The organism is Isoalcanivorax indicus (assembly GCF_003259185.1).
GTDB lineage: Bacteria > Pseudomonadota > Gammaproteobacteria > Pseudomonadales > Alcanivoracaceae > Isoalcanivorax > Isoalcanivorax indicus.
Map to the genome: position 1 here is coordinate 93,901 of NZ_QGMP01000002.1, position 21,113 is coordinate 115,013.

Annotated in this window: 22 protein-coding genes; 7 read left to right on the forward strand and 15 right to left on the reverse strand. The window is 63.5% G+C overall.

The genetic code is table 11. The features are described from left to right. Positions 1 to 54: 54 nt before the first annotated feature. Together DKW65_RS12320 and DKW65_RS12325 are read left to right on the forward strand one after the other, a co-directional pair. Complete coding sequence (locus tag DKW65_RS12320) at positions 55 to 2,028, forward strand: hydantoinase/oxoprolinase family protein (RefSeq protein ID WP_111657720.1); 1,974 nt, start codon at positions 55 to 57, stop codon at positions 2,026 to 2,028. Between the two features lie 104 nt (positions 2,029 to 2,132). Continuing rightward, positions 2,133 to 3,323: a DesA family fatty acid desaturase gene (locus tag DKW65_RS12325; RefSeq protein WP_111657721.1), complete on the forward strand. Its 1,191-nt coding sequence runs from the start codon at positions 2,133 to 2,135 to the stop codon at positions 3,321 to 3,323. A 4-nt stretch (positions 3,324 to 3,327) separates the two neighbouring features. Here the strand turns inward: DKW65_RS12325 and DKW65_RS12330 are convergent, their stop codons facing one another. The 14 genes from DKW65_RS12330 to radC all read right to left on the reverse strand — a co-directional run bounded on the left by DKW65_RS12330 (position 3,328) and on the right by radC (position 14,652). Further along, the gene (locus DKW65_RS12330; RefSeq protein WP_111657722.1) at positions 3,328 to 5,019 is read right to left on the reverse strand and encodes a Tad domain-containing protein; all 1,692 of its coding nucleotides are present in this window, start codon (positions 5,017 to 5,019) and stop codon (positions 3,328 to 3,330) included. Positions 5,020 to 5,024: 5 nt separating this feature from the next. Beyond that, positions 5,025 to 5,303 carry a hypothetical protein gene (locus DKW65_RS12335; RefSeq protein WP_111657723.1) on the reverse strand — a complete coding sequence of 93 codons (279 nt, stop codon included), beginning with the start codon at positions 5,301 to 5,303 and terminating at the stop codon, positions 5,025 to 5,027. Then, a complete protein-coding gene (locus DKW65_RS12340) occupies positions 5,303 to 5,980 on the reverse strand; it encodes a tetratricopeptide repeat protein (RefSeq protein WP_162925854.1) in 678 nt (225 codons plus the stop codon). Before DKW65_RS12340 ends, DKW65_RS12335 begins: the two co-directional genes overlap by 1 nt. A gap of 24 nt (positions 5,981 to 6,004) precedes the next feature. Continuing rightward, the gene (locus tag DKW65_RS12345; protein WP_111657725.1) at positions 6,005 to 6,883 is read right to left on the reverse strand and encodes a type II secretion system F family protein; all 879 of its coding nucleotides are present in this window, start codon (positions 6,881 to 6,883) and stop codon (positions 6,005 to 6,007) included. Next, positions 6,876 to 7,808, reverse strand: coding sequence for a type II secretion system F family protein (locus tag DKW65_RS12350; protein WP_111657726.1), 933 nt, complete (start codon positions 7,806 to 7,808; stop codon positions 6,876 to 6,878). Before DKW65_RS12350 ends, DKW65_RS12345 begins: the two co-directional genes overlap by 8 nt. Next, a complete protein-coding gene (locus DKW65_RS12355; RefSeq protein ID WP_111657727.1) occupies positions 7,786 to 8,964 on the reverse strand; it encodes a TadA family conjugal transfer-associated ATPase in 1,179 nt (392 codons plus the stop codon). Before DKW65_RS12355 ends, DKW65_RS12350 begins: the two co-directional genes overlap by 23 nt. A gap of 29 nt (positions 8,965 to 8,993) precedes the next feature. Further along, positions 8,994 to 10,205, reverse strand: coding sequence for a CpaE/TadZ family protein (locus tag DKW65_RS12360; RefSeq protein WP_245932508.1), 1,212 nt, complete (start codon positions 10,203 to 10,205; stop codon positions 8,994 to 8,996). Beyond that, positions 10,205 to 11,371, reverse strand: a complete 1,167-nt coding sequence (locus DKW65_RS12365; RefSeq protein ID WP_245932509.1) for a type II and III secretion system protein family protein — start codon at positions 11,369 to 11,371, stop codon at positions 10,205 to 10,207. The genes DKW65_RS12360 and DKW65_RS12365 overlap by 1 nt, the downstream gene beginning before the upstream one ends. Beyond that, entirely contained in the window at positions 11,358 to 12,242 is an 885-nt protein-coding gene (gene cpaB, locus DKW65_RS12370) for a Flp pilus assembly protein CpaB (RefSeq protein ID WP_162925855.1), read from the reverse strand. Before cpaB ends, DKW65_RS12365 begins: the two co-directional genes overlap by 14 nt. A gap of 107 nt (positions 12,243 to 12,349) precedes the next feature. Further along, positions 12,350 to 12,787, reverse strand: coding sequence for a TadE family protein (locus DKW65_RS12375; RefSeq protein WP_162925856.1), 438 nt, complete (start codon positions 12,785 to 12,787; stop codon positions 12,350 to 12,352). 89 nt (positions 12,788 to 12,876) lie between these two features. Continuing rightward, on the reverse strand, positions 12,877 to 13,107 hold the full coding sequence (locus DKW65_RS12380) for a Flp family type IVb pilin (RefSeq protein ID WP_111657730.1): 231 nt from the start codon (positions 13,105 to 13,107) through the stop codon (positions 12,877 to 12,879). A gap of 305 nt (positions 13,108 to 13,412) precedes the next feature. Then, on the reverse strand, positions 13,413 to 13,583 hold the full coding sequence (gene rpmG, locus DKW65_RS12385; RefSeq protein ID WP_111657731.1) for a 50S ribosomal protein L33: 171 nt from the start codon (positions 13,581 to 13,583) through the stop codon (positions 13,413 to 13,415). A 14-nt stretch (positions 13,584 to 13,597) separates the two neighbouring features. After that, positions 13,598 to 13,834: a 50S ribosomal protein L28 gene (gene rpmB, locus DKW65_RS12390; protein ID WP_111657732.1), complete on the reverse strand. Its 237-nt coding sequence runs from the start codon at positions 13,832 to 13,834 to the stop codon at positions 13,598 to 13,600. A 131-nt stretch (positions 13,835 to 13,965) separates the two neighbouring features. Continuing rightward, complete coding sequence (gene radC / locus DKW65_RS12395; protein WP_111657934.1) at positions 13,966 to 14,652, reverse strand: RadC family protein; 687 nt, start codon at positions 14,650 to 14,652, stop codon at positions 13,966 to 13,968. A gap of 131 nt (positions 14,653 to 14,783) precedes the next feature. On the opposite strand from radC, the gene coaBC reads away from it, so the two are divergent. From coaBC to slmA, 5 genes are read left to right on the forward strand one after another with little or no spacing between them, the layout of a single operon-like run. Then, positions 14,784 to 15,983 carry a bifunctional phosphopantothenoylcysteine decarboxylase/phosphopantothenate--cysteine ligase CoaBC gene (gene coaBC / locus DKW65_RS12400; protein WP_111657733.1) on the forward strand — a complete coding sequence of 400 codons (1,200 nt, stop codon included), beginning with the start codon at positions 14,784 to 14,786 and terminating at the stop codon, positions 15,981 to 15,983. Between the two features lie 24 nt (positions 15,984 to 16,007). Further along, positions 16,008 to 16,457 (forward strand): dUTP diphosphatase, encoded by a 450-nt coding sequence (gene dut / locus DKW65_RS12405; protein ID WP_111657734.1) that lies wholly within the window; start codon positions 16,008 to 16,010, stop codon positions 16,455 to 16,457. Between the two features lie 48 nt (positions 16,458 to 16,505). Then, positions 16,506 to 18,923, forward strand: coding sequence for a phosphomannomutase/phosphoglucomutase (locus DKW65_RS12410; RefSeq protein ID WP_245932510.1), 2,418 nt, complete (start codon positions 16,506 to 16,508; stop codon positions 18,921 to 18,923). Between the two features lie 22 nt (positions 18,924 to 18,945). Next, entirely contained in the window at positions 18,946 to 19,842 is an 897-nt protein-coding gene (gene argB / locus DKW65_RS12415; RefSeq protein ID WP_111657735.1) for an acetylglutamate kinase, read from the forward strand. A gap of 15 nt (positions 19,843 to 19,857) precedes the next feature. Continuing rightward, positions 19,858 to 20,451 carry a nucleoid occlusion factor SlmA gene (gene slmA, locus DKW65_RS12420; RefSeq protein WP_111657736.1) on the forward strand — a complete coding sequence of 198 codons (594 nt, stop codon included), beginning with the start codon at positions 19,858 to 19,860 and terminating at the stop codon, positions 20,449 to 20,451. A gap of 10 nt (positions 20,452 to 20,461) precedes the next feature. Here the strand turns inward: slmA and DKW65_RS12425 are convergent, their stop codons facing one another. Then, positions 20,462 to 21,103, reverse strand: coding sequence for a hypothetical protein (locus DKW65_RS12425; protein WP_111657737.1), 642 nt, complete (start codon positions 21,101 to 21,103; stop codon positions 20,462 to 20,464). Positions 21,104 to 21,113: the final 10 nt, after the last annotated feature.

Below are 21,113 nucleotides of genomic sequence, written 5' to 3' on the forward strand. Positions count from 1 at the left end.
CGGCGCTTATAACAGCCTTGCGGCGCTACAGTGTACCCGAGAAGGACTCGATTCATGACATCCTGGCTGGGCGTGGATACCGGCGGCACCTTTACCGATTTCGTGGCACTCAGCGAGGGTCGCCAGCGCATCCACAAGGTGCTGTCGACTCCTCATGCGCCCGAGGAAGCGATTTTTCGCGGCATCGAGGAGCTTGGCCTGACACCCGCCTTGCAGACGGGCGATCTGATGATCGTCCATGGCACCACGGTGGCCACCAACGCAGCCCTGGAAGGCAAGGGCGCGCGCACGCTGTTCATCACCAACGCCGGGCTTGAGGACGTGCTGCGCATTGGTCGCCAGACCCGCCCTGCACTTTATGACCTGACACCGCCGACCCGGACATCCCCTCTGGACAACGCCCCGGTCCAGGGCGTGGCCGCCCGTCTGGAGGCGTCCGGCGCCGAGCTGACTCCTCTCGGCACCGACGATATCGCCGGGGTGATGGAGGCCGTCAGAACACTGAAACCGGAGGCGATCGCCATCAGCCTCCTGTTCAGCCATCTGAACGACGACCACGAGAAAGCCCTGCGCCATGCGCTGGCCGACCAGGAAGCCTTCGTTTGTCATTCCGCCGAGGTCCTGCCCATTGCCGGCGAATATGAGCGCGGTCTGGCCACCTGGCTGAACGCCTGGCTGGGCCCGAAGGTGGCGGATTACCTGCAACGTCTGGCCCACGGCGCCCGCCCCGGCCGCATCAGCCTGATGCAGTCCAGCGGCGGCACCCTGTCACTGGATGCCGCCGCCAGCCGCGCCGTGAATCTGCTGTTGTCTGGTCCTGCCGGCGGCCTGAATGCCGCCCGGGCCATTGGCGAACAACTGGACATGCCGCGCCTGATGACTTTCGACATGGGCGGCACCTCCACCGATGTGGCCCTGCTGGACCACGGCTTCCGCCTGACGCTGGAAGGCCGGATCGGCCACTGGCCCGTGGCGGTGCCCATGGTCGACATGCACACCATCGGCGCTGGCGGCGGCTCGCTGGCCCGCGTCGACGATGCCGGCATGTTGCACGTCGGCCCGGAATCCGCCGGCGCGGACCCGGGCCCGGCGTGCTACGGCCGTGGCGGCACCGAGGTCACCGTGACCGACGCCCATCTGGTGCTGGGCCACCTGCCCGCCAGCCAGAGCCTGGGCGGCTCCATGCGACTGGATCGGCCCGCCGCCCTGGCCGCCATGGATCGCCTCGCCCGCCGTCTGGGCACAGACCGCGAGGGCGCGGCACACGGCGTGCTCGCGCTGGCCAACGAGCACATGGCCCAGGCGCTGCGCGTCATTTCTGTTCAGAAAGGCTATGACCCGGCGGATTTTGCCTTGATGAGCTTCGGCGGCGCCGGCGGGCTGCATGTCTGCGCGCTGGCCGACATTCTCGGCAGCTCCCGGGCACTGGTGCCCCGCAACAGCGGCGTCCTGTCCGCCCAGGGGCTGGTGCATGCCCCACGCCAGCGCGAGCTGATCCGCGCCTTGCCCGCTGACGCCGACGCCGCGACCGTGTCCGCCCTGGCCGACACCCTGCTGGCCGAGGGCGACCAGGCCTTGCGGGACGAGGGAGCGGACTCGTCCGCGCTGACCCGGGCCGTGCAGGTGGATCTGTGCTACCAGGGGCAGTCCTTTCCCCTGAGCGTGCCCTGGCACGGCGATGCACAGGTTGCCGAGGCGGCCTTCCACTCCTTGCACGAAAGCCGTTACGGGCACCGCCTGAGCCTGCCCGTGGCATGGGTCAATGTGCGCGCCCGCGTCAGCGCACCCACCCGGCTGCCCGAGGCACCGCCGCCTTTGCAGGCCAACCCGGCGGCCCCCTCAGCCACCGAGGTCGCGGGTATGGGCCCCGTGCCCGTGCTGGCCAGGGACGCCTTGCCCGCCCGGGCGGCAGACGCGCCCCTGCCAGGCCCCCTGGTGATCACGGAACCTGTGGCCACCACCTGGGTCGCACCGGGATGGACCGTGCGCTGCCTGCCCTCTGGCGATCTGCTTCTGACCCGCGCCTAACCCGGGCGCCCGTCCTACTGGCCCCAGCGGCCCTGTGCCGGACAGGCCCCGACAAGGTAGACTGGTAGACCTGTTATTGCGATTGATGACCCGAGATACACATTATGTGGACTGGCTTTTTTGCTCCCTCCGTCTGGCAGCTGGTGCTGATTACCCTGGCTCTGACCCATGTCACCATCGTCAGCGTGACCATCTACCTGCATCGGCACAGCGCCCACCGTGCGCTGGACCTGCATCCCGCCGTGGCGCATTTCTTCCGCTTCTGGCTGTGGCTGACCACCGCCACCGTGACCAAAGAGTGGACGGCCATCCATCGCAAACATCACGCCCGTTGCGAAACCCCGGAAGACCCGCACAGCCCGGTCTATCACGGCATCGGCAAGGTACTGCGCGAAGGCGCTGAACTGTACCGCGAGGAAGCAAGGAATCAGGAGACACTGGACCGCTACGGTGCCGGCACACCCGACGACTGGCTCGAGCGCAACGTCTATACCCGTCACACCTATATCGGCATCTATCTGATGCTGGCGATCAATATTGCCTGCTTCGGCGCCATCGGCATCACCGTCTGGGCGGTACAGATGATGTGGATTCCGGTCTTTGCCGCAGGTGTCATCAATGGCCTGGGCCATTACTGGGGCTACCGCAATTTCGAGAGCAAGGATGCGTCACGCAATATTTCGCCCATTGGCATCCTGATCGGCGGCGAAGAGCTGCACAACAACCACCACACTTATCCGAACTCCGCCAAGCTGTCGGTGCGTCGCTTCGAGTTCGATGCCGGCTGGTTCTGGATTCGTGTGCTCGAAACCCTGCGCCTGGCCAAGGTCAACAAGGTACCGCCCCGTCCGGTCATTGCCGCCGACAAGACCGCGCTGGATCTGGACACACTGCGCGCCCTGATGGCCAATCGCTTTCAGGTCATGGCCCGCTACCGCAAGGAAGTGATAACACCGGTATTTCGTGATGAGAAGCAGCGCGCCTGCGACGCCACCCGCAATCTGTTCAGCCGCGCCCGAAAGCTGCTCTATCGTGATGACACACTGATCACTGAACGCCACCGCGCGCGCCTGGATCGACTGACCGCCGAGAATGAAACCCTCGCCACCATCTATCAGTATCGTCTGCGTCTGCAGGAAATCTGGTCACGCACCAGCCGAAATTCTGCCGAAATGCTGGAAGCGCTGAAGCAGTGGTGCCAGGAAGCCGAGCAGAGTGGCATCAGAGCGCTGCAGGAATTTGCGGCCAAGCTGAAGGCCTACACGGTACCGACCGATAATTCGGTGACCATCTGAGGGGTCACTCTACCGTTCGCACAATAACGGGCTGAGCCTGCTGCAAATCTGACACCGTGATTGAAGCAGTGCCCAGCTCGAGTCCCAATGCCGTCAGCAGCGGCCCAACGACAACGTCAAGCAAGCCACCTACCACGGGCAGCAATGCATTGAAGAGCGTGACGTTCAGCAGCGCTATTATCGGCGAGAGCAATGCGTTGAATGTCGAGCAAAGGAGCCCACAAGACGCGCTGGGGTTTGCACTGCCCTCAATCCGAACCGAGCCACTCCCCAAACCCGAAAGATTAAGTGGCTGGCCCGCCCTGATGGTTTCCTGCTGTTGAGAATGAAGATCCATCCACGGATAGGTCAGTTCTTCTTCCTGAGCGCCCACGGGCAAATCCACGACAAGCCGAAGGCCCGTAATAGTCACAGGAATACCAATCAGGCTGAGTTGCACCAATACATCTGCCGCCCCCTCTACATCAGCCACCGCCGTTCTGGCACCGACCCCCACCTGAACCAGATTGCTGAATCCGTCTGCGCATGCCGCCGAGACAAAATCACCTCTTGCAGAGCCTGTGCTTGTGGTGAGTGGCAACGATACCGTTGCTCTGACACCGGTTCCGAGGATAGTAAGATCCAGCTCTATCATCGCGAGGAGCTCGACATGAATATCTGCTCCACGAGCGCTGGTTACCCAGCCACCATCCGCATCTTGCCTGGCCACACCTACTGCAACGACTGGAGCAGCGTCCGTCAGGATGTTCGCTGTAACACTGGCGACGCCAGGCAGGGAAACGTCAATTGGCAATTCAATCAATGCCCCCTCAGCGAGATTGAGTATCGTGCTGATCAGCAGGTCATAGACCGGCAAGCGAGATGACTCAGGCACACTCGCCGCATCAACAATCTCCAGCACATTGCTGATCGACACCAGGCCAAGCCCGCCCCCCGCCAACAGACCATCCAGAACCTGGCCCGCAGGCGTCAGTGCGCCAACAGCGCCTCGCAAAGCCAGAATAAGTACGTCCGCCGGAACATCGCTGCCGAGTAACGTTTCCAGGGTTGTGTCTCCAACCCCCAGTTGCGCCAACTCAACAAGAAGATCGCCCAAGCCAGCGGTTGCATCGCGCAGATCCTGATAGTCAACCAGCCCGAGTCCAACCGGCATGCCCAGGACTTCGGATAACAATCCATTCAGGAGGCTCGCTTCCTCCAGCCCCAACGCGAGCGTGTCAGGAGAAGAAGAGAAGGTGCCCACCAACTGTCTTCGTGCCGTCGATTGCGCAGTAAGCGTGGTTTGACCCACGATGCGGCCGGGCAACAGCAGCGAGCGCGGAGCCGTTTCGTTCAGGACCACCCTGACGCTGTTACTCTGGAGAAAAGGCGCCGGAGAAAAGGTATAGAGATCACTCCCCGCGGTGCTCAACACTCCGGTTTGAACATTTTCACAATCAACAGAGACCGGAAACCCGGACTGCACTGCATGCTGCTGCGCCAACAGGCAAACCTGCCCTGAGGAAGCCGAATCACCGCCACAGGTCTGCACCCCTCGGGCGGCCGCCAACGCAATGGCATCCGCCTGCTGCTGCAGTATTCGCTGCTGCGCATACAACCGCGCTCCGTCGGCGGCCAGGGCGAACACCAGCAGGCCGCCAGCGATCAGGACGACCAGGAAGAGAAAACTGTAGGCACCGCGCTGACGGTTTCGCATGGCGTTTACCTGCGAGTGGTATCTTCGCGCATGGTTTCGGGAATCGGTCGGCGGAACGTGTCTGCCGAGCGACGCTGGGTGTCGACGTAGATGGAAGCGGGAATCTCGCTTTCTTCCGGCTCGCCGGATCGGCGTTGGGTTTCAAGCAGGCGCGACGTTTCTGTGCGTGGCGGCTTCTGGATCACCTGATCAGAGAAACCCGACTGCGGCGGCGGTGTCTCCGCCACGGCGGCCAGCGGCAAGGTGAGCAGGGCGGCGATCAGAAGGGGTTTGATCTCAGACATCAGCGTGCCCTCCGTATGTCGGCGGCCAGTGCATGGGCATGTTCAACTTCTGCCTCGGGAATACGCTGGCTGCGAATAAAGGATTCCAGTCTGTCTCGCTGGCCCATCAGCAGGTAATTGGTCAGCAGATTCTGCCGGGCCGGGCCGGCGTTGTTGTCACTCAGTTCCAGAGCGGTCCACAGCTCCCGTTCCGCGGCCTGATAGTCCGCGTTGAGCATCAGGGCATAGCCCAGGTCGTTGCGAACACTGGCGGACGCTGGCAGCAGTTCGCGGGCGCGCTGGAGGTTCGCCAGCCCTTCACCACGGCGGTCAGCCTTGACCTGTACCAGACCCAGGCCGTGGTAGGTCTCGCCGGTACCACAGCGACGCACCAGCGTGCTGAAGACATGCTCCGCTTCATCCAGCTCGTTAACGCCGGCTTTCAGTTGCCCGTAACGCAACCAGTGCGGCAACGCCGCCAGCGGACGGCTTTCCAGCTGCGCCAGCGCGGCGTAACGGCGGCCCTCGGCGGCCTGGCTGTCGACCAGCTCAAGATGCACCCGATCACTGGGCTGCACCCGATCACTACAGGTGACCCGCCCGGGCAGGCCATCGTTTGATGAACTGACCAGATTGCCCATGCTGGCGCAGCCGCTGATCATCACCGCCAGTATCGGTATCCCTACGCGCTTCATCATCCGCCTCATCGCCTCTGTCCGCCTCTATCTGAGCAATTCGGAAAACGAAACCAGACCCGGCCCCGCAATCAGAATCATCAGTGCTGGCAACATGCACAGCACCATCACCGCCGACATCTTTGCACTGACCTTGCTCGCCGCTTCCTGCAAGCGTGCCCGTTCTATTTCGTTAGCGCGCTGGATCAACGCGTTGATCGCTTCCCCGGCGCCGGTACCCAGCACCCCGGTCTGGCGCAGAATAATGGTCAGGTCGTACAGCACCGGTACGTTACGGTTGCGCCCCAGCTCGGCCAGCGCTCGACTGCGATCCATGCCGGCATCGATACGCCGGTTGAAGGTGTCGATGTGACGAATCAGTACCGGCATCAGCGGGCCCGCCTGTTGCGCCAGAGTGCGAAAGGCACGCTCCAGCGTCATACCCGTTTCCAGAAACATTCTCATCAACTGGCACAGGGCCACCGCTTCGCGGTTCATCTGGGCTTCGGCCTGTTCACCACGCTTGCGAATAATGCGCCGCGCCAATACAAAGGTAAGCGCCAGGCCCGCCAGGCCACCCAGCGGCCCGTAGATCAGCAGGCCAGCCAGCCCCAGCGCCAGCGGTAGCACCCAGCAGGCGAGCGAGTAGGTCAGCACAATACGTTCGCGCGACAGGGCCGTGCGCGACAAGGCCTCGTCCACCTCCCTGAAATCACTGGCCAGCACGCCGGTGCCCAACGCTCGCTCGGCGAAGCGTAAAAGCCAGCCTTGCGGCTCATCCACCTCGCTGCCCGATACGCCATGGTAACGGTGCTCCATGCGTCGACTGATGCGGTCACGACGGGCCCAGGCCGGCGCCAGCCATACCGCTGCCCAGAAGGCACCGAGTGCAGACAGCACGGCGAGCCACAGCCAGACCTCAGACACGCCCCACCCCCTGCACCATGCGGTAAAGCCAGAAGATGCCCACGGCTTCGAAGATCAGGGCGATGATCAGCATGCGGTTGCCCTGCGGGGTGTACAGCAACACCTGCAGATATTCTTCATTGGCCAGCATCAGATAAGCGGCAAGTGCGATGGGCACCACGGCGAACAGCACGGCGCTGACGCGTGTTTCGCCGGTCATGGCCATGAAATCGCGGCGCAGTTGCTGTTGCCCGCGCAGGCCTTCGGCCAACTGGGCCAGCACCGATTGCACCGAGGCACCGTGCCGCTGGCCGGTGCCGAGGCCTATGGCCATCTGCACCATCGGCGGGATCTGATACAGGTCGGCAAAATCCTCGAACAGCGGCACGTAATCACGCCCGCCCTCCACAGCAGAGCGCACCCGGAACGCCAGCGGGGCATATATCTCCGGGGCCTCGTCCAGGGCTTTCATGACGGCCATATCGAGTGTACGCCCGGCGCTCAGCCCGCGGATAATGGCATCGGCGATGCCCGGCAGGGTTTCGTTGATCTCCAGACGTCGCGCGCTGAAGCGTCTGAACCAGTAAATCCACAAGCCCACCCCGACCGTCGCCAGGCACAGGACGGCGGCAATCATGCCCCAGACCAGCACCACCAGCACCAGCAATGCCAGCAACAGGAAAAGCAGCCCGCGGAAGGCCCCCTCGCTCAGGGCAATGTTGCCGCGCAACATGACACGCTGCAGGCGCGTGTCGGTCACGACCAGCGGCTGAGGTGTCTCTTCGCCCGAGGAGACGCCATAGCCCGCCGCGCCCATGCGCCCGAGCATGCGCGTGCGGCGCGCATGGCTGTCTCGCCAGAGCACCCAGAGCACCTGTATCAGCGCCACCACCCCGGCCAGTACCGCCAGGGTGACTGCGGAATCAAGAAACCATTCGCGCGTCATCCTCGCTCCGATAAACAGGTCTCAGGGCACAGCGGTAATGCTCATCCTGCTCGACCGCCACCACTTCCTGCACCAGACGCCGACCGTCCGGCATCCTCACCAGCTGCACGATGATGTCCACCGCAGACGCAATCAGCCGCGATACCGACTGCTCGCTGGCTTCATAACCACTGATGGCCAGCAAGGTTTCAATACGCACGATCGCATCCCGGGAGCTGTTGGCATGCAGGGTGCTCATGGACCCATCGTGGCCGGTATTCATGGCTTGCAACAGCTCGATAATTTCACTGGAGCGCACTTCACCGACAATGATCCGGTCGGGGCGCATACGCAACGCGTTCACCACCAGATCCCGTGAACTGACACGCCCCCGCCCTTCCGTATTCGGCGGCCGGGTTTCCAGCCGCACCACATGCGGATGACGCAGGCTCAGTTCAGCCGAATCCTCGATGGTGATGATGCGTTCGTTGCGTGGGATATAGTTGCTGATCAGGTTCAGCATGGTGGTCTTGCCGGTGCCCGTACCGCCGCTGATGATGATATTGCGCCGATCCTCGACCGCACGCTTGAGCACGGTCAGGCATTCCTGGCTCATGGAACCGTTGGCCAGCAGCTGGTCTGCCGTCAGCATGTCCGCTGAAAACTTCCGGATCGACACCGAAGGCCCGTCCAGCGCCAACGGCGGGATGATCGCGTTGACCCGCGAGCCATCCGGCAACCGCGCGTCCACCATCGGGCTGGATTCATCCAGTCGACGGCCGAGCGGCGCCAGAATACGCCGGATGATTCGCATCACATGCCCGTCATCCATGAAGCGTACGGGCGCCTTCTGCAAGACGCCCGCCACCTCGACATAAACCGACTCGGCACCGTTGACAAGAATGTCGTTGATGCGTGGATCCTTCAGCAAGGGTTCCAGCGGGCCAAACCCGACCACCTCATCGATCAGGTCGCTGCTCAACTGCGCCAGATCGCGATTACTCAGGGGAATGCGGCTTTGCGCGATGAACTTGCTCACGGCCGCGCGCACAAAATCCACCAGACGTTCCTGTGACGCCTTGGCCACTTCAATGCCTTCCTCGTCCAGCCGCTCTACCACCACATGATGGACACGGGCCTTGAGCGCCTGGTACTCGTCATCAATGCGTCCGGCCATACTTTACTCCTGCGGGCTGCCCATACGGCTCACCCGCCTGATGCGGCGGCCTGTCGCCGTGTCACCGAACCGCGAATGCGATCCAGCAGGCTGCCACTCAACCGGGTACCGGTGATGCGATCCACCAGCGCCTCGAGCTGTCGGCAGTAGCTGGAACGCGCAGACTGTTCGCACATTGGCAGCCCGAGATTCATGGCTTCCAGGCGGTGACGCCAGTCCATGGGCAGCTTGGCCGCAATGGTGACGCCGCACAGCTCGGTAATCTCATCATCGGTTGGCGTGATGCCGGCTTCATGGCCGTCCAGCACCAGGCTCATCTCGGCCGCCGCAGACAGATGCGGCTTCCAGTCATTCGCCACCGCACGCAATCCCTGAATCTGATGCACTTCAGGCGTCGCCAGCAGAATCAGCTGGCGGGCATGAATTCCCAGGTGATGAATCCAGCTGCACTGGCCCGGCCCGCCTGCGTTGATCACCACCACGTCGAATACATTCATCAGACGATTCAGGGCGATAAAAAGATCCGCTGCCCGATCACCGGAAATGCGCGCCTTGTCGATCCCGCCATGCAGCAACCGCAGCCCGGGGCGAAACTCGTCCAGGGCGGTATCAATCAGTTTTTCATCCAGTGATTCGGGATTGGCGAGCAGGTTTTCCAGACCGAAGTCGGTGCGCGCATCCAGATAGAAAAGGCCATTGCCACGGGGCACCGCATCAATGGCCAGCGTGCGCTGGCCGCGCACCCGGGCCGCCATCGACACCGCGAGATTCTGGGCAAAGAAGCCGGTGTCCACCAGCGTATCGGCACCGGCAACAATAATCAGATTGCTGACACCGGCCTGAGCACTCAGCGCCGGTGGCCGCACCAGTTGATGGCGACGCAGGCGCTCACGCACCTCGGCCATATCCGTGCCGGCGCTCAGACAATCGCGCGCGCCTGCACGCATGCATTGCAACAGCATTTCCTGATGCGGCGAGCGGCATACCGCCACCACGGTCACCCAGGGGCGCGCCGTGCTGATGGCCATGATGATGGCCAAGGCCTGGTTCAGCCCCGCCTCGTCCACCTCGACCATGGCAATGTGCGCGTTGGTGGCTTCCAGCATGCGCAGGATGCGTGAAATATCCGAGCGCGAGACATCCTCAAGCCTCAGGGTTTCATCGAACACCCCTTTCAGCCAGCTGCGCAGCCCATCGTCATCCAGCACTCCGAGTACAACATCATGATCCCGCATGGCCATTACCAACTCAGTCCATGGCGGACCGGCTTCGACCCGCGCTGTGTCTCCAGCATCATATCCAGCCAGCCCATGCTGCTGGCATCCTCTGCCGCGCCGGGCAATGCCGGGGGCGGCGCACCCACCTGCGCCGGCGATACCAGATGCGGCGTCACCAGCATGATGAGTTCCTTGTCTTCACGCTCGATACGGCTGGAACGGAAAAAGGCGCCCAGGACCGGCAGATTGCCCAGGCCGGGCAGGCGGTCGCTGGCGTTGATGGTATTGCGGCTGACCAGCCCGCTGATGATGAAGGTTTCACCGGGCGCCAGAGATACCGTCGTCTCGGAGCGTCGCACGCGCAACGCGGGCACCTGTACCCCGCCACTGGCAATCCCGGCGCTGAAATCCAGCTCACTGACCTCCGGCGCCACCCGCAGAATGATCTGCTCACCGCTCACCACGGTGGGCGTCAACGACAGGCCGACGCCGAATTCCTTGTACTCGATCTGGGTGCCCGTGGTGTCCGCCCGGGTGGGTACGGGAAATTCACCGCCCGACAGGAAGGTCGCGTTCTGTCCGCTCAGGCTGGTCAGGCTCGGCTCCGCCAGCGTGTAGGCAAAGCCGCCCGCTTCCAGCGCCGAAATGGCGGTCAGGCTACTGCTGCCCACCCGAAAGATATTGAAGGTTTCCCCTGACAGGGGCGAGACGCTGCCCCCATCCAGAAAACCACTGCCCGGCGGTGCAATCCCGAAGTTGCTGCCGCTTCGGGATTTGCTCCAGGCAATGCCTGCCGAGTTCAGCTGCGTGCGACTGACCTCAACGATACGAATGTCGGTCTGCACCTGGGTGCCGAAAGGCAGCCGCGCGCCGCTGGTCGGCGACACCACGACCGTGGTGCGCTCAGGTCGATCCGCGCCGCGCGGCCACACCGAAAGAATGGCAGCCCCTTCGGCCTTGCCAGTCAGCACCAGCTCGCGGCTCTGGCTGACCGTCAACGCCAGCACATCCGGTTCCGAGGTGGCCACCTTGGCAATGCCGTCCGGATAGAACAGGATCTGCTGCTCGCCGCTGGCCAGCCGCAGTATGTCCTGGTCGCGGGCTTGCGCAGCGCCGGTCATGCACAAACACAGCAGGCCGAGCAGGGCGCGCTGCAACATCAGACGGGGGTGACGGTTACGGGCGTACATTGACACTCCTTGTTTCCGAGCCCTCGATCATTTCCACCTGCTGACCGCGCGGACGCGGGGCCGCCCGGGGCGGCGGCGGTGGTGCCGGGAACAGTTCACGATAGCGCACCAGCCCTTCACCGGGCTGCACGGCAACACGCTTGATGCGTGCCTCGATGTCCTCGCTGCCTTCCGTGTCGGCCATATCGATGGCCGATACCGCACTGAGTCGAAGGGAGCCGTTGGCCGCCGCCAGCATCAGGCGCGGCACGGATTGCTCGGGCACCGCGAGCACCACCGTCGAAGTGCGTGCACGCCGGTCCCGGGCAGCGGGATCAGGCTCGGCGCCTTGCAGCAGCCCGCCCACCGCCAGCAGCTCGACGTTACGCATCAGCACCATGGCACTCGGCTCACCGCGCTGGTCTGCCGCATCACGGAAGGTCGCCAGCACATCCACCATGTCACCCGGCTCAAGCAGGCCACCTACGCCACTCACCTCATCCACCGGCAACGCCATGGCGCGGAAACCCGGCAACAAGGCATTGGCCAGCGCACCGCCCGCCTCCAGATGAAAACCGGAAACCAGTTCGCCCGCGCGCACATTGCGGCGCACGGTTTGTCCCGCCAGCGGTGTGTCCGTACCGACCGCGCCCGGCACCGCCTGGCCGGCCGACACCTCGACCAGATCATCGTCAGTGAGCTCGGCGCCCGCCTCCACCGCACGCGCAAACGCCCAGTAGCGGTAACGCGCCCGGGCATCGTCAGTACGGGATTCTGTGACCACCAGCGGTTCACCCTCAGGCGGGACAGGGGCTGGTGCCGTCGGTTCGCGGCTCAGACCGATGATGGCAAGCACGATGGCCAGCACGCTCAGTACGAGCGCCGGCAACATGTAGATAGCCCTTGAAGAAGACATCATTCCCTCGCTGGCGTTGGCTCATCCCTGTTTATATCAGACCTGCCGACATCCACACTGGACAGGTACACCTTTTTTTTCTGCTAGAACGGTACAGAAGCTGACCCGGAGATGGTCGTGATAAACTGGCTGACCAGCGGTGGCCGCCAGGCGGGCTCGACCTCTATGGCGATCAATATGACCGGAGCGCCGTCATCCGCTGGCTCAATGCTGATGCTGTTTACCCCTTCCGAACCGGGGCAATCCATGCCTTCCAGAGAACCGACCACGGTGCGCGACTGACGCGCCAGCAATGGTCGCATGACATCGCAAGCCTCGTCCCGCATGCGGGTAAGATATGCGCTCCGACCTGCCTCACCGGACAAGTCAAACTGGCTGCGATCGACCCGGAGCGCCGCATCGGCGCCCGACTGGGCGACGAACACCAGCGACCGCTGCGTGTTGAAGGCGAATGCAAAATACAGCGCCCCCAACATGACCAGAATGAACACAGGAAAGAGCAGCACAAACTCAATGGCCACCGCCCCATCTTGCCGACTATGCCAAGACATAGCCCACCTCCCTTTCCGGGGACACCAACCAGGTCGACAGACAGGACGCCCCAAGGGCGTCAACCGCCCCCGCCGCCTTCCAGTTCACCCGTAAGCTCCTGGAACGTCTCAGTTATCCACGGCCCGAGGTTTGTCGTGTTAAAAGCGATGACAACCGCCAGCACAATCACCGCGATAATCATTACGTATTCGATGGCACTGGCACCGCGCTCCGATGCCTGCCTGATTCCAGTGCGCTCAGTCTTGTCACTACCGGCCATCCGCTGCCTGTTCATGCACTGCTTGATCATATGCCTAACTCCTTTTACCTATGCACTGTTAAGCCATTTGTACTACCAATCGGGATTAGTGTAAAGAAACGTGACGGGACTCACAGTATTGATTGTGTGTCTACTTCGTCATGCTTTCTTGACGCCCTATGCCAATTCGGCAAACCAGCATTTCCTTCGTCTTCGACGTTACCGCCTTCCCCGATACTGTCAACCGCATATTCGCAAGGGAGCACGAGCGTTCACTCAAAGGCCTGAGGCGCGCGACAGGCACAAAAAAACCCGACCAAAGCCGGGTTTTCTGGAATGCCGGAGCAAGTAAGGTCTTACTTGATCTTGGCTTCCTTGTAGGCCACATGCTTGCGCACCACCGGATCGTACTTGCGGGTCTCGATTTTCTCGGGATGATTCCGCTTGTTCTTGGTGGTGGTATAGAAGTGCCCAGTGCCTGCACTGGATACCAGCTTGATCTTCTCGCGAACTGCTTTACCCGCCATGACTCAGGGCCTCCTCAGACTTTCTGGCCGCTGGCGCGAACGTCCGCCAGAACCTTGTCGATACCGACTTTATCAATGATACGCATGCCCTTGGCTGACACGCGCAGACGTACGAAGCGGTTCTCACTGGCCACCCAGAAGCGGTGGTAGTGCAGATTCGGCTCGAAACGACGCTTCGTCTTGTTGTTGGCGTGCGATACGTTGTTACCCGTAACAGGACGCTTACCGGTAACCTGGCAAACCTTGGACATGATCGTGCTCCAGAGAATCGTGTACGCGGAACGGCACTCGGACAGGCCCCGCTCCGGAATAAGGCGGCGATTTATACCAGAGCAGGGCCAGCGAAGCAAGGAAGACACTCGCCGGACCTCGAAAATCCCCCTCAGACCTGTCCACCCGGCCAGTCGTGCTCACGCATCGACACCCAGCGGCCGTCACCAATCACCACATGATCCAGCACACGGATATCCACCAGCCCCAGCACCTCGATCAACTGGGCCGTGATGCGCCGGTCTGCCTCGCTGGGCGTGGGCTCGCCGGACGGGTGGTTGTGGGCAAAGACCACCGCCGCCGCATTGTGATGCATGGCCCGGCGCAACACCTCGCGGGGGTAGACCGCTGCCGCATTGATGGTGCCGTGAAACAACTCGTCGCAGGCGATGAGCCGGTTTTTCGTGTCCAGGAAGAGGCCGACGAAGACTTCATGCCGGTGATGCCGCATCTGCGCCATCAGATAGCGGGCCACCGCCCCCGGGCTCTGCATGGCGTCGGCGCGCTGCAGGGGCTCGCCCAGATAACGTCTGCCCAGCTCCAGCGCAGCCTGCAACGCGGCGCGCCGGGCCACCCCGAAGCCTGCCAGGCGCCCCAGCTCTCCGGGGGACAGCTCCAGCAGCGCGCGCAGGCCGCCACTGTCACGCAGGGCCGCGCGGGCCACCGCCACCGCACTGCGCCCCGGCAAGCCAGAGCCGAGAAAGATCGCCAGCAGCTCGGCATCGTCGAGACTGGCTGCGCCGCGGTGCAGCAGTTTTTCCCGTGGACGCTGGTCCACCGGCCATTCATTGATAGGCATGACACGCTCCATGTGTCCGGAATCAGGGATCAGGTCAGGAAAGCCGACAGGGCAGGAGGGCCGTTACTCCATCGGCCATCAATGCTACGCTTGGCGCCTTCCGTGACACCGCTTCGGAGACAATAGGCACTATGGAACGACTGGTCAACAAACGCATCCTGCTGGGCGTCACCGGGGGTATTGCCGCCTACAAGAGCGCGGACCTGGTGCGTCGACTGCAGGATGCCGGCTCCGAAGTGCGCGTGGTCATGACCGCCGGCGCCTGCGAGTTCATCACCCCGCTGACCATGCAGGCACTCTCTGGCCACCCGGTGCACACCGACCTGCTGGACCCCCGTGCCGAAGCCGCGATGGGCCACATTGAGCTGGCCCGCTGGGCCGATCTGGTGCTGATCGCCCCGGCCTCGGCCAACTTCATGGCCCGTATGGCCCACGGCCATGGCAACGACCTGCTCACCACCCTGTGCCTGGCCACCGGGGCGCCCATCGCCCTGGCCCCGGCCATGAACCAGCAGATGTGGGCCGACACCGCCACCCAGAAGAACCTGCTGATCCTGCAGGAGAAGGGCGTGCGCGTGTTCGGTCCCGGCGCGGGCAGCCAGGCCTGCGGCGAAGTCGGCCCCGGGCGCATGCTCGAGCCGTCCGAGATCGTGCAGATGGCCGCCGAGGTGTTCGACCACGACCTGCTCACCGGGCTGCATGTGGTCATCAATGCCGGGCCAACCCGCGAAGCCATCGACCCGGTGCGCTATATCACCAACCAGAGCAGCGGCAAGATGGGTTTCGCCATTGCCGAAGCCGCTGCCGAAGCGGGCGCCCGGGTTACGCTCATCAGCGGCCCGGTCAACCTGCCGACCCCCACGCGGGTCAAGCGCATTGATGTGGTGCGCGCCCAGGACATGTATGACGCCTGCCTGAGTGCGGTGGACGGCGGCTGCGATATCTTCATTGCCACGGCCGCTGTCGCCGATTACCGGCCGACCGTCACCGCCGATCACAAGATCAAGAAATCCACCGAAGAGATCCACCTGACCCTGGTGAAGAACCCGGATATCGTCGCGGCGGTGTCGGCCCATGAGCGGCGCCCGTTCACCGTCGGCTTCGCCGCCGAAACCCGCGATGTGGTGGCCTATGCCCGGGCCAAGCTGGATAACAAGAAGCTCGACATGATCGCCACCAACGACGTCTCCGGCGAAAACGTCGGCTTCAACAGCGATAACAACGCGCTCACCGTGATCTGGCCGGGCGGCCATAAAGTGCTGCCACTGGCGGCCAAACGGCAGATTGCCAAGCAACTGGTCGAGCTGGTCGCCATCCGTTACAAGCGTTAGACGCCTCAGCACCGGGACATCACCATGAAATTGCAGTACAAGATCCTGAACCCGAAACTCGGCAACGACTTTCCGCTGCCTGCGTATGCCACCGATGGCTCCGCCGGACTCGACCTGCGCGCCATGCTCGACGCCCCGCAGGTGATCGAACCAGGCCAGACGGTGCTGATTCCCACCGGGTTGGCCATCCATATCGCCGACCCCGGCTATGCGGGCCTGATCCTGCCGCGCTCGGGGCTGGGTCACAAGCACGGCATCGTGCTGGGCAACCTGGTCGGGCTGATCGACTCCGATTACCAGGGGGAACTGATGGTCTCGTGCTGGAACCGCGGTCACGACACCTTCACGCTGGCACCCGGGGAACGCATGGCTCAATTGGTCATCGTGCCGGTCATGCAAGTGGCCCTGGAACAGGTGGAGGATTTCGATGCCAGCAAGCGTGGCAGCGGCGGCTTCGGGCACACGGGGCGCTGACAACAGGGCCCGCTTCGTGGCGCAGGGTTTGGTACTGGGGGAATGACCATGGCAAAGCGAGAGAAGAAAAAGCCAGAGAAGCACAACAAGAAGGCATCGTCTGCGGCACCGCAGACCGGCGGCATGAACCGTTTCATCATCGCCACCTGTGTCGTGGCGGCACTGGCCGTGGGCGCACTGACGGCGTTCAGCGGCTGGCTGCTGTATGGCCCGGCCCAACAGCAGCGCGCGGTGGAACTGGCCAACACCCTGTTGCAGCAGCCAGTCGCCCTGATCAACCAGAAAGTGGCCGCCACCGAGGCGCAGCTGGAGGTGCTGGCCCGCAGCAGCGCCGTGCGCCAGGGCTTTGACGGCGACCCGGACACTGCCGCCCTGCGGCTGAGCCAGCAATTACCGGATTTCACCATTACGCTGGTGCCCACGGACGAGCGGATCCCGCGCGCGGCGCTGTCCTTTTCCGCCCGAGACCTGGTCCAGCAGGCGCGCACCGGGCAGGCCCCCGGGGCCGTGCTGATCCCTGGAAGCCCGCTGCGCCTGGTCGCGGCACGGGGTAGCGAAGACGGGCGCGGCATCGTGCTGGTGGAGCAATCCCTGGAGCCGCTGGTGAGCCAGCTGCGCCGCATGTCCCTGCCCGGCGGGGGCATCGAGATTCGCCAGCAGGGCAACAACACCACCCTGGTAAGCATCGGCCAGCCTCGCGGCGAGACCATTGCCAGCGCCACGGCCGCCGCCGAACTGACCCTGACCTATCGGGGCGAACCCGCGCCACTGAACGACTCGCGCGACCTGTTCCTGATCGGCGCTGGCAGCATACTGTTGGTGCTGCTGGCCCTGTTGGTCCTGACGCTGCGCCAGATCGGCAGCCACATTGCTGCCGATGCACACCGTCTGGTCAGCGGCAGCAGCAAGGGCTTCACCTTCAGCGCCCTCGGCGACGCTGCCAGCAGTCTGGCCCAGCGCGCCGCCAGCGCCCCCGCAGCCAGCCCCCGGGCCCGCGCACCGGCGCCGGAGGACGCCTTCCTGGATATCCTGGTGGAAGAGGACGTCGGCCTCCTGATTCGCGACAGCGCACCGGCCGCGCCAAGCGCCCCCCAGGTGCCGGAGGAAATCTTCCGCGAGTACGACATCCGCGGCATCGTCGGCAAGACCCTGAACGCCGAAATCATGGAGCTGATCGGTCGCGCGATCGGCAGCGAAGCGGGCGATGCGGGTCAACAGACCCTGCTGGTGGCCCGCGACGGGCGCACCTCGTCGGAGGAGTTGACCCAGGCACTGACCCGGGGGCTGCTGGCCAGCGGCCGTGACGTGATCGACCTGGGCGCCATTCCCACACCGATCCTCTATTACGGCACCGCCGTGATGGATGTGCAGTCCGGGGTCATGGTCACCGGCAGCCACAACCCCTCGGCCTACAACGGCGTCAAGGTGGTGATCGGCGGCGAAACCCTCAGTGGCGATCGCATCCGCGGCCTGCATCAGCGCATCACCGAACAGCGCCTGAGCGAGGGGCAGGGCAGGGCAGACAGCCGCGATATCCGCGAGCGGTACCTGCGCGCCCTCAGCGAAGATATCGTGCTGGCCCGCCCCCTGAAGGTCGTGATCGACTGCGGCAACGGCATTACCGGCATGATTGCCCCGCAACTGTTCCGTGAGCTGGGTTGCGAGGTGATGCCCCTGTTTGCCGAGGTGGACGGCCACTTCCCGAACCATCACCCCGACCCGAGCCGCCCGGAAAATCTGCACGCCCTGATCCAGGCGGTGAAGCAGCACGGCGCCGATATCGGCATTGCCTTCGACGGTGACGGCGACCGCCTGGGGGTGATCACCCCGAGCGGGCAGATTATCTGGCCGGACCGTCTGCTGATGCTGTACGCCCGCGACCTGCTGTCCCGTTCACCGGGGGCGGACATCATCTTTGATGTAAAATGCAGCCGCGAACTGGCCAAGCTGATCAGCCGCATGGGCGGCCGGCCACTGATGTGGAAATCCGGCCATGCCCTGATGAAAGCCAAACTGCGCGAGACCGGCGCTGCGCTGGCCGGCGAGATGAGCGGCCACATGTTCTTCGCCGACCGCTGGAACGGGATGGATGATGGCCTCTACGCCGCTGCCCGCCTGCTGGAAATCCTGGCGCTGGAATCCGGCGACGCCGACAGTGTATTTGCCCGTCTGAAGACCGGCATGACCACCCCCGAGTTGCTGATCCCGGCCAGTGAGCAAAGCAAGTTCGCCCTGATCGAGAGGCTGGTGGCCCGGCAGGCTGACTTCGCCGACGGCAGTGTCAGCACCCTGGACGGCCTGCGGGTGGACTTCGAGGATGGCTGGGGCCTGGTGCGCGCCTCCAATACCACGCCAGCGCTGACCGCCCGCTTCGAAGGACGCGACAAGGCCGCCCTGCATCGTATCGTGGCGCTGTTCCGCAAGACATTGCAGGATATCGAACCGAAACTGAAACTGCCTTTCTAGCATCGAACACGACGGAGACAACATGGACCAGAACCGGGCCAGCGAAACAGCACGCATCCTCATCGAGGCGCTGCCCTATATCCAGCGCTTTTCCGGCGCCACCGTGGTCATCAAGTACGGCGGCAATGCCATGGAGAACGAGGACCTGAAGAACTCGTTCGCCCGCGATATCGTGCTGATGAAAGCCGTGGGCATGCACCCGGTGATCGTGCATGGCGGCGGGCCGCAGATCGGTGACCTGCTGAAACGACTGGGCAAGGAATCCACCTTCGTTCAGGGTATGCGCGTCACCGACAGCGAGACCATGGACGTGGTGCAGATGGTGCTCGGCGGGCTGGTGAACAAGGAAATCGTCAACCTGATCCACCGCAATGGCGGCCGGGCCATTGGCCTGACCGGCAAGGATGGCGAACTGATCCTGGCGCGCAAGATGGTACTGCACGGCAAGACCGACGACCCGGCGCTGAAAGCCCCGGAGATCATTGATATCGGCCACGTCGGGGAAGTGCAGGGCATTGATGTCCGGGTCCTGAACATGGTCTCCGGCAGCGACTTCATTCCGGTCATCGCACCGATTGGCGTGGACGAGAACGGTATCTCCTATAACATCAACGCCGACCTGGTCGCCGGCAAGGTGGCCGAAGTCCTGCAGGCCGAGAAACTGATCCTGCTGACCAACATCAGCGGCTTGCAGGACAAGTCCGGCAACACGCTGACCGGCCTGAACGCCGAGAAGGTTCAGGCATTGATCGACGATGGCACCATTTACGGCGGCATGTTGCCGAAAATAGCCTGCGCGCTGGAGGCCGTCCGGGGGGGCGTTCATTCAGCGCACATTATCGACGGGCGCGTGCCGCATGCGGTGTTGCTGGAAATTCTGACCAATCAGGGGATCGGGACACTGATTACCCGCAAGTAGATACGGGAAGGGGATATGAACGAACAGAAAGTGTCACGCAAGGAGCAGATCCTGCAAGCACTGGCACACATGCTGGAAGCCGAGCCGGGCGGGCGCATCACCACCGCCGGGCTGGCGCGGGAGGTGGGGGTCTCCGAAGCCGCGCTGTACCGGCATTTTCCCAGCAAGGCGAAGATGTTCGAGGGGCTGATCAATTTTGTCGAAGACGCCATCTTTACCAGCGTCAACCGGATTGTCAGCGATACGCCGGATGCCCTCGACCAGGTCAAGCGCATCATGGACCTGCTGCTGGGCTTTACCGAACGCAACCCCGGCATCACCCGGATGCTGACCGGCGACGCCCTGACCGGCGAGAACGAGCGCCTGCGCCAGCGTATCCAGCAGTTCTTCGAGCGGGTGGAAAGCCAGCTGCGGCAGCTGCTGCGTGACGCCGAGTTCAAACAGGGCCTGCGCACCGAAACCACGCCCACCGCCACCGCCAACCTGCTGCTGGCCGTGGCGGAAGGCCGTATTGCCCAGTTCGTGCGTTCCGGATTCCGGCAATTGCCGACGCAGGGATGGGGTGAACAGTGGCCGCTGCTGGCTGCGGTGATCTTTCGCGAGGCCTGAACGACGGCCCTCAGCCGCCAGTAATCAGGCGCAGCCGCTCGATGATGGGAGCGAAATTCTCACGCACCTGCTCGATATCCGCTTCGTGCTGGGCAATTTCTGCTTCCAGGTCGTTGATCTGGCGGGTGTAGCGCTCGATCACCACGGCGGTGTTCTCCGGCACCTCGCGCCCGCTGCGCTCGATACGCGCCGCATTGCTGATTTCCTGATCCAGCCGGGAGCGCGTCTGGGTGATGTTGCCACGGGCATAGTCGATATTCAGCTGCAGCGCCGCAATCTGCCGGTCGCGGGCGCGCTCGGCATCATCCGGTGCCGCATACATGCGCAGCAATTCCCGGTCGCGCTGGCTCTGGCGTTCGGCATCCAGTGCCTGCTCACGCTGCGCCCGCATCACCGCCTGCTGCTCTGGCGTCGGCGCGGGCTCCACCTTGCGGATCACCCGCCCCTGGGCATCGACAATCTCGTAACCGGCATACAGACCCTCTTCAGGGAGTGTATGGGTCATTACCATACTGCCCTGAGGGTTGGTGTAGCGATAGATGGCACCGGGGGGTAACGCCTCGGCCTCCGGCGCTTTCTGATTGCGCGCCAGCGATACCGGCGCGAGCACCAGCAACACAATTCCCAACCACACCCCGAAGGTCGTTTTCATAACATCATCA

Coding starts and splice junctions, on each gene's coding strand:
- DKW65_RS12340 (WP_162925854.1), bottom strand. CDS start 5,980: ATGATGAAGCGCGTAGGGATACCGATACTGGCGGTGATGATCAGCGGC.
- rpmB (WP_111657732.1), bottom strand. CDS start 13,834: ATGTCCAAGGTTTGCCAGGTTACCGGTAAGCGTCCTGTTACGGGTAAC.
- cpaB (WP_162925855.1), bottom strand. CDS start 12,242: ATGTTGCCGGCGCTCGTACTGAGCGTGCTGGCCATCGTGCTTGCCATC.
- dut (WP_111657734.1), top strand. CDS start 16,008: ATGAAATTGCAGTACAAGATCCTGAACCCGAAACTCGGCAACGACTTT.
- DKW65_RS12320 (WP_111657720.1), top strand. CDS start 55: ATGACATCCTGGCTGGGCGTGGATACCGGCGGCACCTTTACCGATTTC.
- DKW65_RS12365 (WP_245932509.1), bottom strand. CDS start 11,371: ATGTACGCCCGTAACCGTCACCCCCGTCTGATGTTGCAGCGCGCCCTG.
- DKW65_RS12350 (WP_111657726.1), bottom strand. CDS start 7,808: ATGACGCGCGAATGGTTTCTTGATTCCGCAGTCACCCTGGCGGTACTG.
- rpmG (WP_111657731.1), bottom strand. CDS start 13,583: ATGGCGGGTAAAGCAGTTCGCGAGAAGATCAAGCTGGTATCCAGTGCA.
- DKW65_RS12330 (WP_111657722.1), bottom strand. CDS start 5,019: ATGCGAAACCGTCAGCGCGGTGCCTACAGTTTTCTCTTCCTGGTCGTC.
- argB (WP_111657735.1), top strand. CDS start 18,946: ATGGACCAGAACCGGGCCAGCGAAACAGCACGCATCCTCATCGAGGCG.
- DKW65_RS12325 (WP_111657721.1), top strand. CDS start 2,133: ATGTGGACTGGCTTTTTTGCTCCCTCCGTCTGGCAGCTGGTGCTGATT.
- coaBC (WP_111657733.1), top strand. CDS start 14,784: ATGGAACGACTGGTCAACAAACGCATCCTGCTGGGCGTCACCGGGGGT.
- radC (WP_111657934.1), bottom strand. CDS start 14,652: ATGCCTATCAATGAATGGCCGGTGGACCAGCGTCCACGGGAAAAACTG.
- slmA (WP_111657736.1), top strand. CDS start 19,858: ATGAACGAACAGAAAGTGTCACGCAAGGAGCAGATCCTGCAAGCACTG.
- DKW65_RS12380 (WP_111657730.1), bottom strand. CDS start 13,107: ATGATCAAGCAGTGCATGAACAGGCAGCGGATGGCCGGTAGTGACAAG.
- DKW65_RS12425 (WP_111657737.1), bottom strand. CDS start 21,103: ATGAAAACGACCTTCGGGGTGTGGTTGGGAATTGTGTTGCTGGTGCTC.
- DKW65_RS12360 (WP_245932508.1), bottom strand. CDS start 10,205: ATGGCCATGCGGGATCATGATGTTGTACTCGGAGTGCTGGATGACGAT.
- DKW65_RS12410 (WP_245932510.1), top strand. CDS start 16,506: ATGGCAAAGCGAGAGAAGAAAAAGCCAGAGAAGCACAACAAGAAGGCA.
- DKW65_RS12355 (WP_111657727.1), bottom strand. CDS start 8,964: ATGGCCGGACGCATTGATGACGAGTACCAGGCGCTCAAGGCCCGTGTC.
- DKW65_RS12335 (WP_111657723.1), bottom strand. CDS start 5,303: ATGTCTGAGATCAAACCCCTTCTGATCGCCGCCCTGCTCACCTTGCCG.